Below are 21191 nucleotides of genomic sequence, written 5' to 3' on the forward strand. Positions count from 1 at the left end.
CTTCTCCGGCCCTTCGCAGCTATTTCCCGGCCAGATGTTCGGCCGAGAAAATTCCGCTCATCTGGCTCAGGAGCTTTTCTCCGTGCCCCATGATGGTCGCCAGGTTGTAGGCGTCGTAGGCGGAGCCGGCCAGCAAGTTCATCAGATCCGTGCCCTCGACCATTCGGCGGTAGCACCCCAGGTCCTTGCGCGCGTTTCTCATCGAGAACTGCATGCCCGTGTCGTCGCCTTCGAGCAGGTGCGACACGATCATTCCGAACGCGGCACTGTTGGCGCCGCCGCGAGAGACCACCGCATGAAGTTTGGCAAGGTCCACGCCCGTCGCCCGCGCGGCGTTCACGGCCTCTGCCGCCAGCACTGCGTGGCCCAGGGACAGGAGGTTGTTGATCAGCTTGAGCTTCAGCGCGCTGCCCAGCTCGCCGATCTCGAAGATGTTTTCGCAGAACGAGGTGGCTACCTCATGGACCTGGGCGACGATGTCCGGTTTACCGGAGATCAGGATGTTCAGGCGGCCGTCTTCAGCCTCGCGCGGAGTGCGCGTCAGTGGCGCATCGACCAAATGAATACCGCGTGAGGAAAGGCGTGCCCCCAGTGCGATGGTGGCGGCCGGGTCCCCTGTCGAGGCATCCACGACGATGAGCCCGGGGCGGCCCGCCTGGATGATTCCGTTGTCGCCGCTCATGAGCGTCTCCACGACCGCCGACGAGGTGACACACAGGAAAAGCATGTCCACTTTGCTCGCGATTTCGCCCGGGCTGTGGGCCTCGACGGCGCCCTGGCGGACCAGATCGTCGATGGGGGCGCGATTCTTGTGGCCCATGAGTATCAACGGGTATCCGGCGAGGAGCAGATTTTTGGCAATGCCGTGGCCCATCAGGCCGGCGCCGATGAATCCAATGGTGAGTTTCTTTGTCATGAGTGGTGGAGTTCCGAATCTCGAGTAGAGTGGAGTTGAGGCATGCCCCGCCATGGGCAGCGGAGTGCCTTCCGGTTATATCAAAGACAACGTCCGCCGTAAATGATCAGTCGGGAAGATCCGGCCGCAGGCTGGCGGTGATTTGTCGGAACCTGCGAAAAAACCCTGCAGGGCTTGCGCCCTGCAGGGTTGCGTTCAGCTGTGCGGCAGCGTATCAGACGGCGGGACGCGTCGGATAGTAAGCGTCACGGCCGACGTTGGCGAGATGGCCATTGGCCTTCTTCAGTTCGCTCACGACCTGGGCGCGGCTTTTAGTACTGGCTGCTGTCACCATTGGGTAGTATGGGTCGTGGCCTTCGCTGATCTGCCCCTTGGATTCCGCTTGCTGAAGCTCTTGCACGACTTGGGCGCGGCTTTCAGCGTTTTGCGATTGTTGCAGCGAGGGGTAGTACGCGTTGTGGCCTGCGGCCTGGGCAACGCCGATGCTGGATAGGCCGATTGCAAGAGCAGTGAGTGCGATGCTGACTTTCATGATGGTTTCCTTCATTTGAAGTTGATCTTCGAGCAGGGCGCTGCGGGCTTTCCGTTTTGCGCGCCATGTCCTGCTCCAATGAAGACAGTCTGCGCGTATGGTGCGACGCAATAAATAGGGCCCTTGCGAAATCAGCTTTCCATTTTTCCGGGTAATCCCGCCTTGAATGAGCGACAATACTGTGATAACAAAGACCATACAGCGGACGTAAATGAGTCCCTCACTGAACGATATCGAGCTGTTCGTCGAAGTAGCCCGCAGCCAGAACTTCACGCGGGCCGGCGAGGCGCTGAACATGCCGGCATCCACCGTCTCGCGGCGATTGTCCCAGTTGGAAAAGTCTATTGGCGTGCGGCTGCTGAATCGCTCCACACGCAAGGTCGCGCTCACGCCGGCCGGCGCGACCTATTTCGAGCGTTGCCGGCCTATCGTGGAGCAGGCGCGGATTGCTCATGAGATGCTGGTCGAAAACGCTCAGGAGCCGCGTGGCCGGTTGCGGGTTTCGCTGCCTTCCAGTCTCGCGCTGGCGTTCCTGCAGTCCACATTGTCGGAGTTTTCCCGCCGCTATCCCGAGATCGAGTGCGAGTACGATTTGAGCGTGCGCAAAATCGATCTGCAGACCGATGGCTTCGATGTGGTGATTCGCGCGTCGCAACTCGCGGATTCGGGCATCGTATCGCACCGCCTGGGTGTCCTGCGGCTGGGGCTTTTCGCGTCACCCGCCTATCTGCAGTCGCATGGCACGCCGCAGTCGCCTGAAGATCTGGTCGATCACGAGTGCCTGCGAACCGGCACAGGCCGCGAGGATTCCAGCTGGACGCTTTACTCCGCGCATGGCGAGCAGCGCAAGGTCCACGTGCATGGCCGAATGGCCATGAACCACGTCCTGATGCTGCGGCACATGGCTGAGATGGATGCCGGCATCGTGCCGATGTCGGTGCGCGACCGTCACATCAGTGGCCGGCTGGTGCGGATCCTGCCGCAGTGGACGTTCAAACCGGTGCCGCTGGTGGCGCTGTTCCCGTCCCGCCTGCTGCCCGCCCGGGCGCGGGTCTTCATCGATTTCCTGAACGAGCAACTCACGCACGCGCCGTTCCTGGTGGGGACTCAGGAGCCGGCGGTGGGTTGATCGGGAGCGAACTGGTGCGACGCGTGTGCGCGCACGAGGACCCGTTCCTGCAGCGCGCTGCGGTCGGTTCCGTCGTCGGATGGCAGAGCCGTGTCTGCCTCGTCGTCTTCTGAAAAGGCGGGGGCGGGGAAGTCTTCCGCATCGAACGCATGGTCACCCTCGTCGTCCGCCTGTCCCGTGGCTTTCAGGTGGGCGAAGTCCATGAGCTGCGGGTCCATGAGGTGCGAGGGCACCACGTGCGACAGTGCCCGGAATACGTTCCAGGTGCGGTTGGTGAAGTTCCGGTCCCACTCCTCCAGCATGCGGTTGATTTCCTTGCGCTTCAGGTTTTCCTGAGAGCCGCACAGGTTGCAGGGGATGATAGGGAATTCACGCAGCCGCGCGTATGCGATCAGGTCCTTTTCGTGGACGTAGGCCAGCGGCCGGATGACGATGTGTTCGCCATTGTCCGACACGAGCTTGGGCGGCATGGCCTTCATGCGCCCACCATAGAACAGGTTCAGAAAAAAGGTCGCCAGAATATCGTTGCGGTGGTGGCCCAGTGCGATCTTGGTGGCGCCCAGTTCATGTGCCACGCGGTACAGAATGCCCCGGCGCAGGCGCGAACACAGTGAACAGGTGGTCTTGCCTTCGGGGATCAGCCGCTTCACCACCGAATACGTGTCCCGGTTCTCGATGTGGAACGGGATGCCGCGCGCGCTCAGGTAGTCCGGCAGCACCTGTTCCGGGAAGCCCGGCTGCTTCTGGTCCAGGTTGACCGCAACGATATCGAAATGGATGGGCGCGCGCTCGCGCAGCGTGAGCAGGATGTCCAGCAGTCCGTATGAATCCTTGCCACCGGACAGGCACACCATCACCCGGTCGCCGTCTTCGATCATCTGGTAGTCGCCGATGGCGCGGCCGGTTTCGCGCAGCAGGCGCTTGACCAACTTGTTTTCATTCACGCTCAGGTGGGTGTGCGGAGCGATGTTCTCGGAGGTGAGCATAGGATCGTTCGGCGATTCGTGGCGTTGGGCGCCGTGGTGGAGTCAGCGGCTGCGAGATTGTTCGATGCAGACGGCGTCACAGTCGTCGAACGCCTGAGGTTTGCAGATGCGAAGCGTGGCGTGCAGGACGCCGGGAAAGTCGTGCAGGACGCGGGTGAGCGTACGGTCCACCAGCGTCTCCAGCAGGTCAATATGGCTGCAGGTGGCCTCATCGATCAACGCCTCCCGCAACTTGCGGTAGTCCAGGACAGTATCGATGTCGCGGTCGTCCACGACGTGCGTGGCATCGGTGTCGAACGCGGCATGGATCACGATGGGCTGCGGGCGCAGACGCTCCCGGTCCAGCATGCCGATCGAGGCCTGAACCTTCAGGCCATCCAGGATGATGCGGCGCGTCTTCATGCAGTGGCTCCGTGTCTGGACCGGGTGAGCGTGTGGTGCAGCGGTTCGGGGCGCCCCAGCCGGACGGCGTAGTGACGCAGTTCGTCTCGGCGGAAGACGTGCACCACCACCCGGTCCCCGGGCTTGTGGTGGTCCAGCAGGCGGTTCAGGCTGGCCTCGTCCGTGATGCGCAGGTGGTCGGCGGCCACGACCAAGTCACCCGCCGACAGGCCGGAGCGGTGTGCCGGACCATGCTCGTGGACGGTGGCGAGCCGCAAGCCGCCGGGATCGGCCTGCGTGCGGACCGCCAGCGTCGGGCGGGCGTGTTCGGCGCGGGCAGTGAGCGTGATGCCCTCGCGCGCCAGTGCGGCCTTCAGCGGGATGTCCTTGCATTCTTCGACATGGCGCCGGATGAAGTCATCGACGTCTGCGCCGGTGGCTTCAGCGATCAGCGCCGGCATGGCGCCCTCGGCAAGCCCAACGGGCTTGCCCTGGTAGAAGTCACGCCCGTAGCGCCGCCAGAGCAGACGCAGCACGTCGTCCAGTCCGTGTGTGCGGCCGGTTTGCCGGCGGATCTCCAGATCCAGCCCAAGCGCGACCAGCGAGCCCTTGGTGTAGTAGCTCACCAGGGCATTGGGGGAATTCTCGTCTTGCTTGTAGTAGCGCGTCCAGGCATCGAATGAGCTCTCGGCCACGGACTGCTTGTGCCGGCCACCGGCGCGCGCGACCTGATCCAGGCTGCGGGCGAGCAGCTTCAGATAAGCCGGTTCGTCGATGACCCCGGCACGCAGCAGCATCAGGTCGTCATAATAGGACGTGAAGCCCTCGAACACCCAGAGCAGCCGTGTGTGGTTGCGGCGGCTCAGGTCGTATGGTGCGAAGGCGGCCGGCTTGATGCGCTTCACGTTCCAGCTGTGGAAATATTCATGGCTCACCAGTCCCAGGAAGGTGGTGTAGCCCTCTGGCGCCGCGCAGCCGCGTGTCGGTAGATCGCTGCGCCGGGTCGCCAGCGCGGTGCTGGCCCGATGCTCCAGTCCGCCATAGCCGTCCCCTGTCACCATGACCAGAAAGACGTAGCGTCGTGCGCTGTCCAGAAAGGGTGCACGTCGGGTGTCGGGCTCAAACAGTTCAATCTGGGCCGCGCAGATCTTCTGCACGTCATTGGCGATACGCCGCAGGTCGAGCGCGGGGACCACACCCGTGAAGACCAGATCGTGTACAGCTCCGTGAGTTTCGAAGCTGATGTGCTGCGGCGTGCCAATTTCCACCGGGAAGTCGATCAGGGCGTCGTAGTTGCCGGCAAGATAGGTGCCGAAGCCGAGTGGCGCCGCCGCATTGGGCTGGCCGGTTGCGGCCGGCAGGCTGGTATGGACGCGCCAGTTTCGCGCGTGGGCGGGCGGCCGGATGTCCAGCAGGCAGGGCGTGGATTCCTGGCCTGCGACCGCCAGGAACAGGCTGGCGCCGTTGAAGAACGCGTGGCTTTCGTCGAAATGCGCGCCGCGCACTGACAGATCCCATGCGTAGACCGTGTATTCGACCGTGAGCGGCCCTGTGCTGGGTGCACAGCGCCAGGTGTCGCTGTCCGTTTTCAGGACCGGGAGGGGCTTGCCGTTGCAGTGGGCCTGCAGAGATTCGATCTGTCGGGCAAAATCACGAATCAGATAGCTACCGGGAATCCAGGCTGGCAATCGTAGGCTCTGTCCGTGTGGGTCGGGTTGTGCGATGGTCACGCGGACGGTGTAGCGATGGCCGGCGGGGTCGGTCAGCCGGACCTGATAGCGGATGGGTTCGTTTTTCATCGCATTAGTTTAACTTTGGAGACATCATGAGCGAATCGCTGGTCAAGGTCGAAGTTCGGGGGCGTGTGGGATTACTGACGCTGAATCGCCCCAAAGTCCTGAATGCCCTGAGCAATGCCGTCATCACCGAGCTGGCGGTCGCCATGCGGGCCTTTGATGCCGACGAGAACATCGGTGCCATGGTGCTGACGGGCAACGAAAAGGCCTTTGCGGCGGGTGCCGACATCGGCGCCATGGCGCAGTGGTCCTACTTGGATGTCTACAAGGCCGACTACATTTCGGGGGACTGGGATGCCCTGCGCCACATCCGCAAGCCCGTCATCGCAGCTGTGGCGGGGTATGCGCTGGGCGGCGGGTGCGAACTGGCCATGGTGTGTGATTTCATCATCGCTGCCGAAAACGCCAAATTCGGCCAGCCCGAGATCAATCTGGGCGTGATCCCGGGGTATGGCGGAACGCAGCGTCTGCCGCGCGCGGTGGGCAAGGCCAAGGCCATGGATCTGGTGCTCACCGGCCGCATGATGGATGTGGTTGAAGCCGAGCGCGCCGGACTGGTCGCCCGTGTGGTGCCGGTGGAGCGTCTGCTGGAGGAGGCCATCGCGGCGGCCGAGATCATCGCGTCGAAGTCGATGCCCTCGGTCATGATGGCCAAGGAAAGCGTCAACCGTGCCTTCGAATCGTCGCTGGCCGAGTCGCTGCTCTTCGAGCATCGCAATTTTCATGCGCTGTTCGGCACCGACGATCAGAAAGAGGGCATGAGGGCCTTCGTGGAAAAGCGCAAGCCGGACTTCAAGAACCGCTAAAACCGCAGCGCGGGTGGTCTGTTTCACGCGGTGATGGTCTGCGATGTTGTGGGCCATCTCTGCGGCTTTCGCCTCGCCTGAAAATTAGGTTAAAATGGTGCGCCTTTTTGGTCAGGGTGTCGGTAGGCACCCGCAAAAACCGTTATAATTAAATAGTTTGACTGTCGTTGCTTGCGTGCCGCCAATGTGGTTGCGCTTGCGGCGGTGGGCGAGCAACTGGCTTTATGGCTGTTCAAGACAGGGTCGCGCCATCGGCTGATGCCGACTGGCCGGCCGATGATCCGGTCCCCGAATTGAAATTATCCGATCAGGATCGGGTCCGTATTGCCAGACGTTCGCGGATAGGCCTCTTTCAGGCGCTTTCAGCCCAAGCAGTGACCGGGTTGATGGTGGTTCTGGGGGCTTGGGGATTTGCAGGATCTGACGCTGGGGCTTCCGCCTTGATCGGGGCGGTGGCCTATTTTGTACCCAATGCATTGTTCGCTGTGCGGCTGCTGCTGGGGTATCTGGCGCCCAGGCGCCCGGGTTCGCTTGTCTTTTTCTGGGGCGAAGCCCTGAAGCTGCTGGCGACGGCCCTGATCGTGGTGGCGGTCGCCTGGCGCTGGGGTGGCTGGCTGGTTTGGCCGGCCTTCCTGTTGGGGTTGCTGGGCGTCATGAAAGGGTACGTGGTATTGATGGCCTTGCGCCGCTTGCCATGAATTGACTACGTTTGAAGGGTTTTCCGATGGCCGACGCAGTATCGACGCCGCAGTCCGAATACATTCAGCACCACTTGGTGCAGCTGAACAGTCTCGCGCGCCCCCAGGACCACATCGTCAACTTCAACATCGTGAATTATGACTCCCTGTTCTGGTCGATCCTGACAGGTCTCATCGTGCTGTATTTTCTCTGGCGCGCGGCTCGTCGCGCGACGACGGACGTCCCGGGTCGTTTCCAGATGTCGATCGAGATGCTGGTCGGCATGGTGGCCGAGGAAGCCAAGAGCATCATTCCCAACGAGATCACACGTAAATTTGCCGCGCCGCTTGCGCTGACCATCTTCATCTGGATTTCGCTCATGAACGCGCTGGACCTGGTTCCGGTGGATCTCATGGGTGCGATCTTCCGCCTGACAGGCCTGGGTGCGACCCATGGCGATCCCCTGTACTACCACCGCATTCTGCCGACGGCCGATCTCAACGTGCCGATGGGCATGTCCCTGGGTGTGCTGGTGCTGATGCTGTACTACGGCATCAAGATCAAGCACCCGGGCGGCTGGGTGAAGGAACTCTTCACGGCACCGTTCCACGCGCACGGGATTGGCGCCATCATCCTCGCGCCCTTCAATTTCCTGCTGAACATCATCGAATATGTAGCCAAGTGCGTGTCGCTGGGCATGCGACTGTTCGGCAACATGTATGCGGGCGAGCTGCTGTTCCTGCTGATCGCCTTGCTGGGCGGCGCCTGGACCGGCTTCAATGGCACCAGCCTGGGCCTCGCGTTCGGGCACATCATTGCCGGTTCGGCGTGGGCGATCTTCCACGTGCTGATCGTGCTGCTGCAGGCATACATCTTCATGATGCTGACCCTGGTCTACATCGGGCTGGCTCACGAAGGGCACTAGAAACTCCGCCCGGGGGACTGGGCGGGCTTGCGGGGTTCCCTGAATTCCATTTTTCGGTTTTTCGACTAAACAACGTTTACTTACCAAGGAGTTGTTATGACCAACGTTGCGTTCGTTGCTCTGGCTTGCGGTCTGATCATCGGTCTGGGGGCCATCGGCGCCTGCCTGGGGATCGGCCTGATGGGTGGCAAATACCTGGAAGCCTCAGCACGCCAGCCTGAATTGATGAACACCCTGCAAACCAAGATGTTCCTGCTGGTTGGTCTGATCGACGCGGCCTTCCTGATCGGCGTGGGTCTGGCCATGCTGTTCGCGTTCGCCAACCCGTTTGTGGGCTAAGAACGGACAGGCCTGCGTCGTATGTCGCAGGCCAGGGGTCACTGCTCGGGATCGGGCAATGGCCGGGTTTGGTGCCTTGCGGGCTTGCCGTAGGGCACGAGTGGGTAAATTAGGGAAACGACCGTGAATTTGAACGCGACTCTCTTTTTCCAGATGATCGTGTTTTTCGTTCTGGGTTGGTTTACGATGAAGTTCATCTGGCCACCCATGACGAAGGCCATCGATGATCGCCGCCAGAAAATCGCCGACGGCCTGGCCGCCGCCGAAAAGGGCAAGGCCGATCTGGCACAGGCGCAACAGCGCGTGGGCCTGATGGAAGCCGCCTCCAAGACGGAAAACCATGCCCGTCTGACCGAGGCTGAAAAGCAGGCTGCCATGCTCATCGACGAAGCACGCCGCGAAGCCGAAGCCGAAAAGGCCCGGATCGTCGCGCAGGCCCGCCAGGATGCCGCTCAGGAAGTCCAGCGCGCCCGGGAGACCCTGCGAGCCGAAGTTGCGGTACTGGCCGTGAAGGGCGCCGAGCAGATCTTGCGGCGCGAGGTCGATGCCAGGACGCACGCCGAGCTGCTCGACCAGCTCAAGGCGCAACTCTGAACCAGGGCGAGTCATGGCTGAACTATCTACTATTGCGCGACCCTACGCCGAGGCATTGTTCGAATCCGTGCGCGGCGATGCGCGCGGCCTCGAATACTGGTCCGGCGTAATGTCGTTGCTGGCGCAGGTCTCCAGCATGGATGACGTGCTGGAAGCAATGAGCGACCCGCGTCTGTCCGATACGCAGCGCACGCAGCTTCTCGTGGGCCTGGTGCCCCAGGATCTGCCGGAGCAGGCGGCCAACCTGGTTGCCCTGGTCGTGGAAAACGACCGCGTTCACGCGCTGCCGCAGATCGCCGAACAATTCGAACTGCTGCGCAACCGCCAGGAAGGCACGGCACTGGCACGCATCACCAGCGCCTTTCCGCTGGATGACGCCCAGGTCGCGGATCTGCTCCGGGGGCTGGAGCACAAGTTCGGCCTCAAGCTCAAGTCTCAGGTTGCCGTCGATTCCGAACTGATCGGCGGTGTGCGCGTCACGGTGGGCGACTACGTGCTCGACACTTCCGTGCAGGCGCGTCTGGCGCATCTGCGCGACACGCTGGCTGCATGAGCCACACAACAGGATTCCAGGAGTCTTACCATGCAACTTAATCCGTCCGAGATCAGCGAACTGCTGAAGACCCGCATCGAGGGTCTGGGCGCGTCGACCGACGTGCACACACAGGGCACGGTCGTGTCCGTGACCGACGGCATCACCCGCATCCACGGCCTGTCCGACGTGATGCAGGGCGAAATGCTTGAATTCCCCAACAACCGGTTCGGCCTGGCCCTGAACCTGGAGCGTGACTCCGTTGGCGCCGTGATGCTTGGCGACTACGTGGGCGTGTCCGAAGGCGACGCCGTGAAGACCACGGGTCGCATTCTGGCGGTTCCGGTCGGCCCCGAACTCAAGGGCCGCGTGGTGGACGCGCTGGGCGCTCCGATCGACGGCAAGGGCGCCATCAACGCCAAGGAAACGGATGTCATCGAAAAGGTCGCCCCGGGCGTGATCGCTCGTCAGTCCGTGACCCAGCCGCTGCAGACCGGCCAGAAGGCCATCGATTCCATGGTTCCCATCGGCCGCGGCCAGCGCGAGCTGATCATCGGCGACCGCCAGACTGGCAAGACCGCCGTGGCCGTGGACACCATCATCAACCAGAAGGGCAAGGGCGTCACCTGCGTGTACGTCGCCATCGGGCAAAAAGCGTCCACCATCAACAACGTGGTGCGCAAGCTCGAAGAGCATGGCGCGATGGAATACACCATCGTGGTGGCCGCACCGGCCTCCGAATCGGCCGCCATGCAGTATCTGGCAGCGTATTCGGGCTGCACCATGGGCGAATACTTCCGCGATCGTGGCGAAGACGCCCTGATCATCTATGACGATCTGACTAAGCAGGCCTGGGCCTATCGCCAGGTCTCCCTGTTGCTCCGCCGCCCGCCAGGGCGCGAAGCCTATCCGGGCGACGTGTTCTACCTGCACTCCCGCCTGCTGGAGCGTGCCGCTCGCGTGAACGAGCACTACGTCGAGCAATTCACGAAGGGCGCCGTGAAGGGCAAGACTGGCTCGCTGACCGCGCTGCCCATCATCGAGACGCAAGCCGGTGACGTGTCCGCATTCGTGCCGACCAACGTGATCTCGATCACGGACGGCCAGATCTTCCTGGAAACGGACTTGTTCAACGCCGGGATCCGGCCCGCCATCAACGCGGGTATTTCGGTGTCGCGCGTGGGCGGTTCAGCCCAGACCAAGGTCGTGAAGAAGCTCTCGGGCGGTATCCGTACCGACCTGGCGCAATATCGCGAGTTGGCTGCTTTCGCGCAGTTCGCCTCCGATCTGGACGATGCCACCCGTCGTCAGCTCGAACGCGGCAAGCGCGTCGTGGAACTGCTCAAGCAGCCGCAGTACCAGCCGCAGCAAGTCTGGGAACTGGCGGTTGCCCTGTACGCCGCCAACCACGGCTATCTGGATGATCTCGATGTCCGTCAGGTGCTGCCGTTCGAAAAGGCCCTGAAGGATTTCCTGAAGACCAAGCACGAAGCCCTGGTCCAGCGCATCGAAGACGTCAAGGAACTGTCCAAGGACGACGACGCTGCCCTGGCGGCCGCGATTCAGGAATTCAAGAAGCACGGCACGTTTTGAGCCATCCCCGGGGCTGCAGCCTGTGTCCCGGGATGCTCTAAGGAAATAGTGGAATGGCCGGAATCAAGGAAATTCGAACCAAGATCAAGAGCGTGCAGAACACGCGCAAGATCACCAAGGCGATGGAGATGGTCGCCGCATCGAAAATGCGCAAGGCGCAGGATCGCATGCGTGCCGGCCGGCCCTACGCGACACGGGTGCGGGCCATCGCCGCTCACCTGATGCAGGCGAACCCCGACTATACCCACCCCTACATGGTAGAGCGCGCCAAGCTATCGGCCGTGGGCATCGTTCTGGTCACGACGGACAAAGGCCTTTGCGGCGGTCTGAACACCAATATCTCGCGCCTGGTGCTGGCGAAGATCAAGGACTTCGAGAGCCAGGGAATTCGCGTCCAGGCGACGGCGCTGGGGTCCAAGGGACTGGGTCTGTTGAGCCGTGTGGGCGTGAACGTGGTGTCATCCGAAGTCCAGCTGGGCGATGCACCCAATCTGGAACGCCTGATCGGCGCCATCAAGGCGCAGATCGACGATTTCAGCAACGCCAAGGTCGATGCCGTGTATCTGGCGACCAGCCGGTTCGTCAACACCATGCACCAGGAGCCGACCTTCGTGCGGCTGCTGCCGCTGCCGTCTGATCTGGAAGACCCCTTCCAGTCTGATGCGCAGCCGGTCGAGGAACTCGAGACCACCTATGGTTGGGATTATCTCTACGAGCCCGATTCCAAGACCGTGATCGACGACCTGCTGCTGCGCTACGTCGAGGGCCTCATCTACCAGTCTGTCGCCGAGAACATGGCCAGCGAGCAATCGGCCCGCATGGTTGCGATGAAGTCTGCGTCGGACAACGCGAAGAAAGTCATCGGGGACCTGCAACTGGTCTACAACAAGACCCGTCAGGCAGCCATTACCAAGGAAATTTCGGAAATCGTGGGCGGCGCTGCAGCGGTCTGATTGACGCAGGCACCAGCAACCCAAGGATATTTATAGGACTAGACATGAGCAACGGAACCATCGTTCAGTGCATCGGCGCCGTGGTGGACATTCAGTTTCCCCGCGACAGCATCCCCAACATCTACGACGCGCTCCATCTGGCCGACGACACGTCCGCCTTCGCAGAAAAGGGCTTGACCTTCGAAGTGCAGCAGCAGTTGGGTGACGGGGTCGTGCGCACCATCGCCATGGGGTCCTCGGACGGGTTGCGCCGCGGCATGGCGGTGAACAACTCCGGCGCGCCGATCTCGGTCCCGGTGGGCCAGGGTACGTTGGGCCGCATCATGGACGTTCTGGGGCGTCCGGTCGACGAGCGTGGTCCCATCGAGTCCAAGGAAAAGCGTTCGATTCACCAGCATGCCCCGAAGTTCGACGAACTGGCGCCGTCCGTGGAGCTGCTGGAAACGGGCATCAAGGTGATCGACCTGGTTTGTCCGTTCGCCAAGGGCGGGAAGGTCGGTCTGTTCGGCGGCGCCGGCGTCGGCAAGACCGTGAACATGCTGGAGCTGATCAACAATATCGCCAAGGCGCACAGCGGCTTGTCGGTGTTCGCCGGCGTGGGCGAGCGGACCCGCGAGGGCAACGACTTCTACCACGAAATGTCCGATGCGGGCGTCATCAAGCTCGACAACCTGGCGGAATCCAAGGTCTCCATGGTGTTTGGCCAGATGAACGAGCCTCCCGGGAACCGCCTGCGCGTGGCGCTGTCGGGCCTGACGATGGCCGAAAGCTTCCGCGACGAAGGCCGCGACGTGCTGTTCTTCGTGGACAATATCTACCGCTACACGCTGGCCGGTACCGAAGTCTCGGCCCTGCTGGGCCGGATGCCGTCGGCTGTGGGATACCAGCCGACGCTGGCCGAGGAAATGGGCAAGCTGCAAGAGCGCATTACGTCCACCAAGACCGGCTCCATCACGTCGATCCAGGCCGTGTACGTGCCGGCTGATGACTTGACCGACCCGTCGCCGGCCACGACCTTCCAGCATTTGGACTCGACTGTGGTGTTGTCGCGCGACATCGCCGCGCTGGGGATCTATCCGGCCGTGGATCCGCTGGACTCCACCAGTCGTCAGCTCGACCCGCAGATCGTGGGCGAAGAGCACTACAACGTGGCTCGTGCCGTGCAGCAGACGCTGCAGCGCTACAAGGAACTGCGCGACATCATCGCGATTCTGGGGATGGACGAGCTGTCGCCGGAAGACAAGCAGTCGGTGGCGCGCGCGCGCAAGATCCAGCGCTTCCTGTCGCAGCCGTTCCACGTGGCGGAAGTCTTCACGGGCTCGCCCGGGAAGTACGTGCCGCTGTCCGAGACGCTGCGTGGTTTCAAGATGATCGTGGAAGGCGAATGCGACGCGCTGCCAGAGCAGGCGTTCTACATGGTCGGGACGATCGACGAGGCCTTCGAGAAGGCCAAGACGCTGCAATAAGGAATCGATATGGCGACTCTGCACATTGATGTGGTCAGCGCGGAAGCCTCGATTTTCAGTGGCGAGGCGACGTTTGTCGCATTGCCGGGTGAATCGGGTGATCTCGGCATCCTGCCGGGCCATACGCCGCTGATCTCGCGCATCCGGCCGGGTACACTGAAGGTGAAGCAGGCGGACGGCACGGAGCAGAACATTTTCGTGGCAGGCGGGATCCTGGAAGTCCAGCCGCATGCCGTGACGGTGCTGTCGGATACGGCGATCCGCGCGGAAGATCTGGACGAGGCGAAGGCGAACTCGGCGCGGGAACGGGCCGAAGAGGCCCTGCGCAACACGAAGGAGAAGGCGGACATCGCGGTAGTGGAAGCCGAACTCGCCATGCTGGCGGCGCAGGCGGCAGCGGCGCGCAAGTTCAGCCAGAAGCGGTCGTCGCACTGAGCGGATCCTGCGATTCTCCGATACCAGGAAGGGTGCTCTGTTGAGCACCCTTTTTGCTGTGGCCTCTCCCGAAAGCTCTTTGCAGCCCGTCGGGCCGCCAACCGTGGCGCACGGCTGGCACCCGTCTGCGCGTGGGGTTTGAGTAGGAGCCGCTGATCTGTTTGCTTATGTGGTGTTCGAGCCAGGGACTGCCCGGGGGCTACGGCCAGCGGCCCTGCGGGCTTTCCGGATCTGCCTCGTCCAGCGGGGCGTCATCACACGTCCTCACTGCGTTCCGGTGTGTGACGACGAAATCACCCCGCTTCCCTTCGTCAGCATCCGGCGCTGGCCTACCCGCCCCCGGGCAGTCCCTGGCCCGAACACCGGAGGCGTTTCGTGCGGAGACCCCCTGAAGGAATGCCGGGCAATGCAGCAGCTCCTTACTCGCAGGGGAGCTGAGCTTCAAGGTGTGTGGTGTGCCCAGTCTGGCGGTATATCCCCGCGAAGGCAGTGCGGCCGCTCCCAGCCCACGAGAGTTGATGGAGCCGCTTGACCAGCGTCTGTTCACTTCCTGATAGATCGATGATATATTAAAAAAATACTAACCTGATGGTCTGGGCTTCGTGCCGGGGCCTCGGTGCCTTCACCGTTCGTGTGGATCTTCCGGAACAAACTGTCGGTTGGTCCGAGTCTGTCGTACAGGGGTTCGTTGCACGTATCGTTCACGCCTTAGAAGAAACCGGAGACGTTGCTGTGAGCAGCAAAAAACGGAATTTTGCCGATATTGCGCTGAAGGCCTGGGTGTTGGTCGGTTTCGTTTTCATCTCGTTTCCGTTGTTTCTGGTTGCCTGGCTGAGCTTTTTTACTGACCCGCTGTTGGCGCTGCCGCCTAGTGGGTATAGTTTTCACTGGTATTCCAGGATATTCATCGAGCCTCAGTTCTTCAACGGCTTTCTTCTGAGCCTGGAAGTTGCATTGATAGCCATGGTGGTCGGGTTGGCTGTGTCCATTCCTGCTGCGCTTGTGCTTGCCCGGTCGGAGCTCAGGGGAAAGCAGTTTCTGATGTACCTCCTGACGTCGCCCCTGATTGTGCCTTCCATCGTGATTGGCGCGTCGTTGTATGTCTCATTCATTCAACTGGAATATCTCTTTGACTGGTCGGTGATCGGGTCCACTCTGGGGCTGGGTGCCGCGCACATATTGATCACCATCCCCTGGTGCGTGCGTCTTATCGTTGCAAATCTGTTGGGAGTAGATCTCTCCGTCGAGGAGGCATCCAGGAGCCTAGGTGCCACACCCTTCGTCACTCTGTACAAGGTGACGATCCCGTTGATCTGGCCGGGAATCGTTGCTGCGGCTCTGTTCAGCTTCGTCATCAGTTTCGGGAATCTGGAACTATCGCTGTTTCTCGTGGCGCCTGGACAGATCACTCTCCCGATCGCCATATTGGAGTATCTCGAATACAAGATCGATCCGACTATCGCCGCCGTCTCTGTCCTGCAGATACTTATTATTGGTGGTGGCCTGCTGATTACGAACAAATTTGTGCCTCTGGCGAGAGTGGTCAAGTAATGGCTAAAGTGCAACTGCGTGGGCTGCGAAAGACGTACGGCAATTTTGCCGCTGTGGATTCGATTGATCTGGATATATCCGATGGAGAGTTTCTGGTTTTTCTGGGGCCATCGGGCTGCGGGAAGACGACGACGCTCAGGATGATTGCCGGATTGGTCCAGCCAAGCTCCGGCAACATTTTTATCGGCGACCGGGACGTGACGGAGACACCCGTCCATCAGAGGAACATCGGTATCGTCTTTCAGAACTACGCATTGTTTCCGCACCTGACCGTGTATGAGAATGTCGCTTACGGTCTGCGGCGGCGCAGACTCGGAGAGGTTGCGATCCGGAAGAAAGTCGCCGATGTCCTGAGTCTAGTCCAGATGGAGGAGTTGTCCGAGCGGTATCCTAGGGCGCTGTCGGGTGGACAGCAGCAACGCGTTGCCATTGCTCGTGCGCTGGCTATTGAGCCGGACGTGCTGTTGTTGGATGAACCCCTGTCCAGCCTGGATGCCAAGCTGCGCCTCGGTGTGAGGCGTCAGATTCGGGAGTTGCAGCACAAGCTAGGCATTACCACGATCCTGGTGACCCATGATCAAGATGAGGCCATGAGCATGGGCGACAGGCTTGCCGTCTTGAGTGCGGGAAAACTTCAGCAGATTGGCGAACCGCGGGAAATCTATCGCACGCCCGCCAACAGATTTGTGGCGGATTTCATCGGGACCGCGAATTTTTTCAGTGGGACAGTCGCCCAGGACAGGCGCTCGATCACCACGCCGTCAGGCCTTCAGCTGTTTTGTGCGGACGTGCTGCCTGGCGTGACCAATGTCATGGTCAGGCCTGAAGCCATCCGGCTGTCGGCGGCGGTGTCCAAGGACCGTAGTGAGATCCATGGGGACGTGATCGACATCTCATATCTGGGGCCGGTCGCGGACGTCTTCGTCAGACTCCAGAGCGGTGATGTGATTACTGTGAGGGTGGACAGCTTGTGGGCGGATACAGCCAACATCGTTGCTCATTCTGAGATCGCAGTACGGATTCCTGAGGAAGCGATTGTGGTGATTTCTTAGGAACCCAGGCACCAGCACGCCTCTCCGGTAAGAGAAGGTACAGGCAGTTTTCCTTAATCAGTGGCAGGAGACATAAAAATGGAAGCAAAACTTTCGCGTCGCCAATTCAACGCCCTTATCGGAGCCGCCGCGCTGGGCACCGTGGGCAGCGCATTCGCCCAAGCGAAACCAGGCGGCAAGCTGGTCGTCGGAACCTGGGGCGGGGATTACGGGAAATTTGTGCGTGAGTACATCGTGGCGCCTTACCTGGATCCCAAGGGAATCACCACCGCCTTCGCGCTGGATCAGACATCACCGCGCCTGCTCAAGAATCTGGCGGAGAAGCGGCTGAAGCATGGGTCCATGGATGTCACCGCGTTGACGTTCGACACCATGTATCAGGTCTGGAAGAACGGTGGCCTGATGGGATTGGATCACAGTCGCATTCCAGCATATGGCGGCGTTCTGGATTTTCTGAAGAATCCCTACGCTGTGCCTCATATCTACACGGGTCGCGTAATACTGTATAACCCTGAAAAGGTTAATCCGGCCCCGACGTCATACGCTGATCTGTGGGATCCGAAATACGCCAACAAGGTCGGAGTCATCGATATCCAGTATCAGACGACCATCGAATCCGCCGCGCTGATCAGCGGCGGTTCCATGAGCAATTTCGAGCCGGGCAAGGCGAAGCTGCTGGAACTCAAGAAACAGGGTGTGAAGGTCTATCCGACCAACGAGGCGATGGGTCAGGCCTTGGCCACCGGAGAGTGCTGGATGTGCATCATGTGGCTGGCGCGTGGGAGACAATGGCAGCAGGATGGAGCACCCATCAAGGTCGCCTACCCCAAGGAAGGGGTCGTGGTATATGGGAACGGCTTTGGTATCTTGAAGAACGCCAGAAACGTGGACGCGGCGTACGCGTTCCTGAATGCGTCATTGGAGAAGCAGGCCCAGATATCCTTTGCGGAGCATATGGGTTACATCCCGCCCGTAAAGGGCGACGTACTGTCGGCTGATCTTGCAAAGAGAGTCGATGTCCCCGAGAGCGAAAAGAGCAAGGTGATCAACCGAGACTACGATTATCTGTTGAAGAACGATGCACAGCTGCGAGATTGGTGGAACAAGGAGTTCAAAGGGTAAGTCACCTCCCGATCCGTCATTCTTCATACGAGTAGACCGTGCGAAAACATATCACAGCCTCGGCGATGCTGACGCCATCGCTCTTTCTGGTCGTGCTGGTTCTGATCATGCCGCTCGGGCTACTCGCGCGTTATAGCCTCAACGCTTTTGTACCAGGGCAATTCATGGTGGATGCACTCACCTCCACGAACTACCTGCAGTCCTTCACAGATCCGTACTATCGCCAGATCCTGTTGCTGACCGTCCTCATGTCGGTTGGGGTGACGATTGCCTGCCTGGTGATCGGATTTCCGATGGCGCGATTCCTTGCCAGGACGAATTCCAGATACAAGAGCCTGCTGATGCTGGCGATCATCATGCCGCTCTTCGTGGGCAACGCGGTGAGGGCGGCGGGGTGGATGGTCGCGTTTGGGCAAGAAGGCCTTGTCAACAGGATATTGCTGTTTTCCGGGCTGATACACACGCCGATTCAGATGATGTACACGACTTCCGCTGTTTTCGTCGGTATCGTGTCGATCAACCTGTCGTTTGTCGTCTTGACACTCCAGAGCGTTCTGGAAGGCCTTAATCCTTCGATCGAAGAGGCATCTCTCAGCCTGGGCGCAAATCGCTTTGACACCTGGCGCCTGGTGGTGATTCCGATGGCCATGCCCGGTATCGCGGCCGCATCGATACTGTGCCTGATTCTGACCATGAATGCCTATGCGACTCCCGTACTGTTGGGTGGACCGAATTTCATGATGATGGCGCCAGCCGTTGCTGATCAGGTTTTATTGCAAAGTAATTGGCCCATGGGGGCGGCACTGTCCTTTGTCCTGATCTTGACGACGATCGTCCTGACTGCACTGACTTACTGGTATTTGAAGCGCAGGACAGTCGGGGCCATTTAGAGGGACCAGATGAGATCCGACAAAGTAATTCACGTCGTACGGTGCCATGCCGCGGGGGAAGTGGGCGATGTGATCGTTGGGGGCGTGAGTCCGCCTCCCGGAGAAACGCTGTGGGAACAGCGAAAGTGGATTCACGAGGATGGCACGCTCAGGAATTTCGTGCTCAATGAACCGCGGGGTGGTGTGTTCAGGCATGTGAATCTGCTGGTTCCACCCAAGAATCCCAAGGCTGCAATGGGCTGGATCATCATGGAACCAGCCCATACTCCTCCCATGTCGGGTTCCAATTCGATTTGTGTCGCGACGGTTCTTCTGGAAACGGGAATCGTCGCCATCCAGGAACCGGTGACGCGCTTTTCTCTGGAAGCTCCAGGTGGGCTTGTGGAGGTTGAGGCGCACTGTTCGAACGGCGCCGCGGACTCCGTCAAGATATTCAACCGCCCGTCTTTCTGTGCTGCGATGGATAAGGACCTGGAAGTGGCCGGGCTAGGCACCTTGAAGGTGGATATCGCCTATGGAGGCGACAGTTTCGTCATTACCGATGCGCGTTCGCTCGGCTTTTCCCTGGTGCCGTCGGAAGCCCGGGATCTTGCCGAGGTCGGCATGAAGATACGCGCCGCAGCGACCGATCAATTCGGGTTTCAGCACCCTGACCATCCGGATTGGGCGCACATATCGTTTTGCCAGATCGCGGGTCCAGTCGGTAAGGAGGACAGCATCCTGACGGGATGCAGCGCCGTTGCCATAGAGCCCGGGAAGCTGGATCGGTCCCCGTGCGGTACGGGTTGTTCCGCGCGCATGGCGGTCATGTATGCCAGGGGCCAGATGCGGGTGGGTGACTACTATGTCGGCACATCGCTCATAGGGTCCCGGTTCACCTGCAGGGTCGAATCTGAAATCAATGTCCACGGCATGAGGGCGATCCTGCCAAGCATCTCGGGCCGAGCCTGGATAACCGGGACCGCACAGCTCATGCTGGATCCGACGGATCCCTGGCCACAGGGATACAGGCTTTCGGATACATGGCCGGATTTACTTCTGAAATAGTTCAAGCTCGTGGCTGTCGTTCATAAATTGTGAAGGAGATTCGCATATGTCTTTCTTGTTCAAGGGTGGAAGATTCCTGAATCCGAGATTGGATACTCTTCAGGACGGCATTGAGATCTTGGTCGAAGGCGGCAAGATACGGGAGGTCTCGGACCACCCGATCAAGTCTTCATCGGCTCAGGTGATTGACCTGGGCGGTAAGGTCATCATGCCCGGCCTCATAGACTGCCACATCCATGTCTTCCTGACCGAGGTGAATTTCGCCTACCTGGAGGATGTGCCGCTCACGATGCTGACGGCGCAGGCGGGGATGCTGATGCGCAACATGCTGATGCGCGGATACACGACTGTTCGCGACACAGGTGGCGCCGATGCCGGGATTCGCGATGCGGTTGCACATGGCCTGATGCTTGGCCCCAGGCTGTTCGTGGCAGGTGCCCCGGTCAGTCAGACCGGTGGGCATGGCGATTTCCGCAAGAGGACGCAGTCCAGGTTTGAATGCAAGTGCTGTTCCGCTCTAGCCTTCAACGCGCGGGTCGCGGATGGTGTGTCGGACGTGATCAAGGCTGTCAGAGACGAACTGCGCAAGGGCGCTGATCACATCAAGATCATGTGTTCCGGTGGGGTCGCCTCTCAGAGCGACCCGCTGGAGAGCGTGCAGTACCGGCTGGATGAGATTGAAGCCGCTTGCGAGGAAGCCGATCGGTGGGGGAAGTATGTGAGTGCCCATGCCTATTCGGCGGAAGCCGTCAGGCGCGCGGTATCGTGCGGGGTGCGGACCATCGAGCACGGGAACCTGATGGATGAGGACACCGCTGCGCTGATGGCTGAAAAGGGTGCATTCCTGGTGCCGACCCTGGTTGCGTACGATTCCATGAAGCGGCGTGGGAAGGATTTCGGTATGACCGAGTACAGCCTGAGGAAGAACAAGACGGTGATCGAAGGAGGCTTGCGCTCTCTGGAAATGTGCCGCAAGGCTGGGGTGGAAATTGGCTTTGGAACTGACCTGCTGGGCCAGTTGCAGAATGATCAGAGCCGTGAATTTCTCATTCGGAGCGAGGTACTGAGTCCTGCCGAAGTCATCCGATCCGCCACGATCACCAATGCGCGCATCGTCCGCCAGGAGGGCTTGCTCGGCGAACTAGTTCCGGATGCGTATGCCGATCTCATCGTGGTCGAAGGCAATCCGCTGCAGGATCTGAACCTCTTTCAGGACGAGGGCGCTCATATCCCCTTCATCATGAAGGAAGGGGTGCCTGTCAAAAACACCCTCTAGTCTTGTTGCTAGCCCAGTTGATAAGCCGTGAGGTGGATGCCTACCTGGCGGCGGATCGGCGGGAGTTCGCCTTGCCGGAGATAAGGGCGTGATTCCACGTGGCCCATGGCGGGTCTGAACAGCATGCCTGACACGGGGTGTTCGGGCCTTGATCCATCTGCTCATGTGGTGCTCAGGCCAAGGGGTGCCCCG

The 21191-nt window shown here is 60.6% G+C and carries 22 protein-coding genes; 17 read left to right on the top strand and 5 right to left on the bottom strand.

Annotated elements, in window-relative coordinates:
- Positions 1 to 19 precede the first annotated feature (19 nt).
- Together EPN31_RS12400 and EPN31_RS12405 are read right to left on the bottom strand one after the other, a co-directional pair.
- Positions 20 to 916: an NAD(P)-dependent oxidoreductase gene (locus tag EPN31_RS12400; RefSeq protein WP_291773617.1), complete on the bottom strand. Its 897-nt coding sequence runs from the start codon at positions 914 to 916 to the stop codon at positions 20 to 22.
- Between the two features lie 214 nt (positions 917 to 1130).
- Positions 1131 to 1463, bottom strand: a complete 333-nt coding sequence (locus EPN31_RS12405; protein ID WP_291773619.1) for a DUF4148 domain-containing protein — start codon at positions 1461 to 1463, stop codon at positions 1131 to 1133.
- 196 nt (positions 1464 to 1659) lie between these two features.
- Here EPN31_RS12405 and EPN31_RS12410 point away from each other — a divergent pair, with 196 nt between their 5' ends.
- Positions 1660 to 2577, top strand: a complete 918-nt coding sequence (locus EPN31_RS12410; RefSeq protein ID WP_291773621.1) for a LysR family transcriptional regulator — start codon at positions 1660 to 1662, stop codon at positions 2575 to 2577.
- Here the strand turns inward: EPN31_RS12410 and ttcA are convergent.
- The 3 genes from ttcA to EPN31_RS12425 are packed head-to-tail and all read right to left on the bottom strand — an operon-like array spanning position 2556 to position 5743.
- Entirely contained in the window at positions 2556 to 3563 is a 1008-nt protein-coding gene (ttcA, locus tag EPN31_RS12415; RefSeq protein ID WP_291773623.1) for a tRNA 2-thiocytidine(32) synthetase TtcA, read from the bottom strand. The two genes, EPN31_RS12410 and ttcA, sit on opposite strands and share 22 nt — an antisense overlap.
- Positions 3564 to 3605: 42 nt before the next feature.
- Positions 3606 to 3965, bottom strand: a complete 360-nt coding sequence (locus tag EPN31_RS12420; protein ID WP_291773624.1) for a dihydroneopterin aldolase — start codon at positions 3963 to 3965, stop codon at positions 3606 to 3608.
- Entirely contained in the window at positions 3962 to 5743 is a 1782-nt protein-coding gene (locus EPN31_RS12425) for a M61 family metallopeptidase (protein WP_291773626.1), read from the bottom strand. The genes EPN31_RS12420 and EPN31_RS12425 overlap by 4 nt, the downstream gene beginning before the upstream one ends.
- Before the next feature lie 26 nt (positions 5744 to 5769).
- Here EPN31_RS12425 and EPN31_RS12430 point away from each other — a divergent pair, with 26 nt between their 5' ends.
- From EPN31_RS12430 to EPN31_RS12505, 16 genes are all read left to right on the top strand, one after another.
- Complete coding sequence (locus EPN31_RS12430) at positions 5770 to 6546, top strand: enoyl-CoA hydratase (RefSeq protein WP_291773628.1); 777 nt, start codon at positions 5770 to 5772, stop codon at positions 6544 to 6546.
- A 224-nt stretch (positions 6547 to 6770) separates the two neighbouring features.
- The gene (locus tag EPN31_RS12435; protein ID WP_291773631.1) at positions 6771 to 7244 is read left to right on the top strand and encodes an ATP synthase subunit I; all 474 of its coding nucleotides are present in this window, start codon (positions 6771 to 6773) and stop codon (positions 7242 to 7244) included.
- 26 nt (positions 7245 to 7270) lie between these two features.
- A complete protein-coding gene (atpB, locus tag EPN31_RS12440; protein WP_291773633.1) occupies positions 7271 to 8149 on the top strand; it encodes a F0F1 ATP synthase subunit A in 879 nt (292 codons plus the stop codon).
- Positions 8150 to 8245: 96 nt separating this feature from the next.
- Positions 8246 to 8488 (top strand): F0F1 ATP synthase subunit C, encoded by a 243-nt coding sequence (gene atpE, locus EPN31_RS12445; RefSeq protein WP_291773635.1) that lies wholly within the window; start codon positions 8246 to 8248, stop codon positions 8486 to 8488.
- A 123-nt stretch (positions 8489 to 8611) separates the two neighbouring features.
- The gene (locus EPN31_RS12450) at positions 8612 to 9082 is read left to right on the top strand and encodes a F0F1 ATP synthase subunit B (RefSeq protein ID WP_291773637.1); all 471 of its coding nucleotides are present in this window, start codon (positions 8612 to 8614) and stop codon (positions 9080 to 9082) included.
- A gap of 13 nt (positions 9083 to 9095) precedes the next feature.
- Positions 9096 to 9635 carry a F0F1 ATP synthase subunit delta gene (locus tag EPN31_RS12455; RefSeq protein WP_291773639.1) on the top strand — a complete coding sequence of 180 codons (540 nt, stop codon included), beginning with the start codon at positions 9096 to 9098 and terminating at the stop codon, positions 9633 to 9635.
- A 30-nt stretch (positions 9636 to 9665) separates the two neighbouring features.
- On the top strand, positions 9666 to 11207 hold the full coding sequence (gene atpA, locus EPN31_RS12460) for a F0F1 ATP synthase subunit alpha (protein ID WP_291773640.1): 1542 nt from the start codon (positions 9666 to 9668) through the stop codon (positions 11205 to 11207).
- Between the two features lie 53 nt (positions 11208 to 11260).
- Positions 11261 to 12160 (top strand): F0F1 ATP synthase subunit gamma, encoded by a 900-nt coding sequence (atpG, locus tag EPN31_RS12465; protein ID WP_291773642.1) that lies wholly within the window; start codon positions 11261 to 11263, stop codon positions 12158 to 12160.
- 44 nt (positions 12161 to 12204) lie between these two features.
- Positions 12205 to 13626 carry a F0F1 ATP synthase subunit beta gene (gene atpD / locus EPN31_RS12470; RefSeq protein WP_291773645.1) on the top strand — a complete coding sequence of 474 codons (1422 nt, stop codon included), beginning with the start codon at positions 12205 to 12207 and terminating at the stop codon, positions 13624 to 13626.
- A gap of 9 nt (positions 13627 to 13635) precedes the next feature.
- Entirely contained in the window at positions 13636 to 14061 is a 426-nt protein-coding gene (locus EPN31_RS12475) for a F0F1 ATP synthase subunit epsilon (RefSeq protein WP_291773647.1), read from the top strand.
- A gap of 732 nt (positions 14062 to 14793) precedes the next feature.
- Positions 14794 to 15612, top strand: a complete 819-nt coding sequence (locus tag EPN31_RS12480) for an ABC transporter permease (RefSeq protein WP_291773649.1) — start codon at positions 14794 to 14796, stop codon at positions 15610 to 15612.
- Positions 15612 to 16664: an ABC transporter ATP-binding protein gene (locus tag EPN31_RS12485; protein WP_291773651.1), complete on the top strand. Its 1053-nt coding sequence runs from the start codon at positions 15612 to 15614 to the stop codon at positions 16662 to 16664. The genes EPN31_RS12480 and EPN31_RS12485 overlap by 1 nt, the downstream gene beginning before the upstream one ends.
- Before the next feature lie 78 nt (positions 16665 to 16742).
- Complete coding sequence (locus EPN31_RS12490) at positions 16743 to 17786, top strand: extracellular solute-binding protein (protein WP_291773653.1); 1044 nt, start codon at positions 16743 to 16745, stop codon at positions 17784 to 17786.
- 38 nt (positions 17787 to 17824) lie between these two features.
- Entirely contained in the window at positions 17825 to 18676 is an 852-nt protein-coding gene (locus EPN31_RS12495) for an ABC transporter permease (RefSeq protein ID WP_291773655.1), read from the top strand.
- A gap of 9 nt (positions 18677 to 18685) precedes the next feature.
- Positions 18686 to 19723 carry a proline racemase family protein gene (locus EPN31_RS12500; protein ID WP_291773657.1) on the top strand — a complete coding sequence of 346 codons (1038 nt, stop codon included), beginning with the start codon at positions 18686 to 18688 and terminating at the stop codon, positions 19721 to 19723.
- A 46-nt stretch (positions 19724 to 19769) separates the two neighbouring features.
- Entirely contained in the window at positions 19770 to 20999 is a 1230-nt protein-coding gene (locus EPN31_RS12505) for an amidohydrolase family protein (RefSeq protein WP_291773659.1), read from the top strand.
- Positions 21000 to 21191: the final 192 nt, after the last annotated feature.

It is taken from the genome of Castellaniella sp., assembly GCF_004321985.1.
In the GTDB taxonomy this organism is placed as follows: domain Bacteria; phylum Pseudomonadota; class Gammaproteobacteria; order Burkholderiales; family Burkholderiaceae_B; genus Castellaniella.

Bases quoted from the DNA above. Each gene is read 5' to 3' on its own strand.
- EPN31_RS12425 (WP_291773626.1), bottom strand. From the start codon at position 5,743: ATGAAAAACGAACCCATCCGCTATCAGGTCCGGCTGACCGACCCCGCC.
- EPN31_RS12435 (WP_291773631.1), top strand. From the start codon at position 6,771: ATGGCTGTTCAAGACAGGGTCGCGCCATCGGCTGATGCCGACTGGCCG.
- atpA (WP_291773640.1), top strand. From the start codon at position 9,666: ATGCAACTTAATCCGTCCGAGATCAGCGAACTGCTGAAGACCCGCATC.
- atpD (WP_291773645.1), top strand. From the start codon at position 12,205: ATGAGCAACGGAACCATCGTTCAGTGCATCGGCGCCGTGGTGGACATT.
- EPN31_RS12410 (WP_291773621.1), top strand. From the start codon at position 1,660: ATGAGTCCCTCACTGAACGATATCGAGCTGTTCGTCGAAGTAGCCCGC.
- EPN31_RS12475 (WP_291773647.1), top strand. From the start codon at position 13,636: ATGGCGACTCTGCACATTGATGTGGTCAGCGCGGAAGCCTCGATTTTC.
- EPN31_RS12500 (WP_291773657.1), top strand. From the start codon at position 18,686: ATGAGATCCGACAAAGTAATTCACGTCGTACGGTGCCATGCCGCGGGG.
- atpE (WP_291773635.1), top strand. From the start codon at position 8,246: ATGACCAACGTTGCGTTCGTTGCTCTGGCTTGCGGTCTGATCATCGGT.
- EPN31_RS12485 (WP_291773651.1), top strand. From the start codon at position 15,612: ATGGCTAAAGTGCAACTGCGTGGGCTGCGAAAGACGTACGGCAATTTT.
- ttcA (WP_291773623.1), bottom strand. From the start codon at position 3,563: ATGCTCACCTCCGAGAACATCGCTCCGCACACCCACCTGAGCGTGAAT.
- EPN31_RS12490 (WP_291773653.1), top strand. From the start codon at position 16,743: ATGGAAGCAAAACTTTCGCGTCGCCAATTCAACGCCCTTATCGGAGCC.
- EPN31_RS12430 (WP_291773628.1), top strand. From the start codon at position 5,770: ATGAGCGAATCGCTGGTCAAGGTCGAAGTTCGGGGGCGTGTGGGATTA.
- atpB (WP_291773633.1), top strand. From the start codon at position 7,271: ATGGCCGACGCAGTATCGACGCCGCAGTCCGAATACATTCAGCACCAC.
- EPN31_RS12405 (WP_291773619.1), bottom strand. From the start codon at position 1,463: ATGAAGGAAACCATCATGAAAGTCAGCATCGCACTCACTGCTCTTGCA.
- EPN31_RS12420 (WP_291773624.1), bottom strand. From the start codon at position 3,965: ATGAAGACGCGCCGCATCATCCTGGATGGCCTGAAGGTTCAGGCCTCG.
- EPN31_RS12400 (WP_291773617.1), bottom strand. From the start codon at position 916: ATGACAAAGAAACTCACCATTGGATTCATCGGCGCCGGCCTGATGGGC.
- EPN31_RS12505 (WP_291773659.1), top strand. From the start codon at position 19,770: ATGTCTTTCTTGTTCAAGGGTGGAAGATTCCTGAATCCGAGATTGGAT.
- atpG (WP_291773642.1), top strand. From the start codon at position 11,261: ATGGCCGGAATCAAGGAAATTCGAACCAAGATCAAGAGCGTGCAGAAC.
- EPN31_RS12455 (WP_291773639.1), top strand. From the start codon at position 9,096: ATGGCTGAACTATCTACTATTGCGCGACCCTACGCCGAGGCATTGTTC.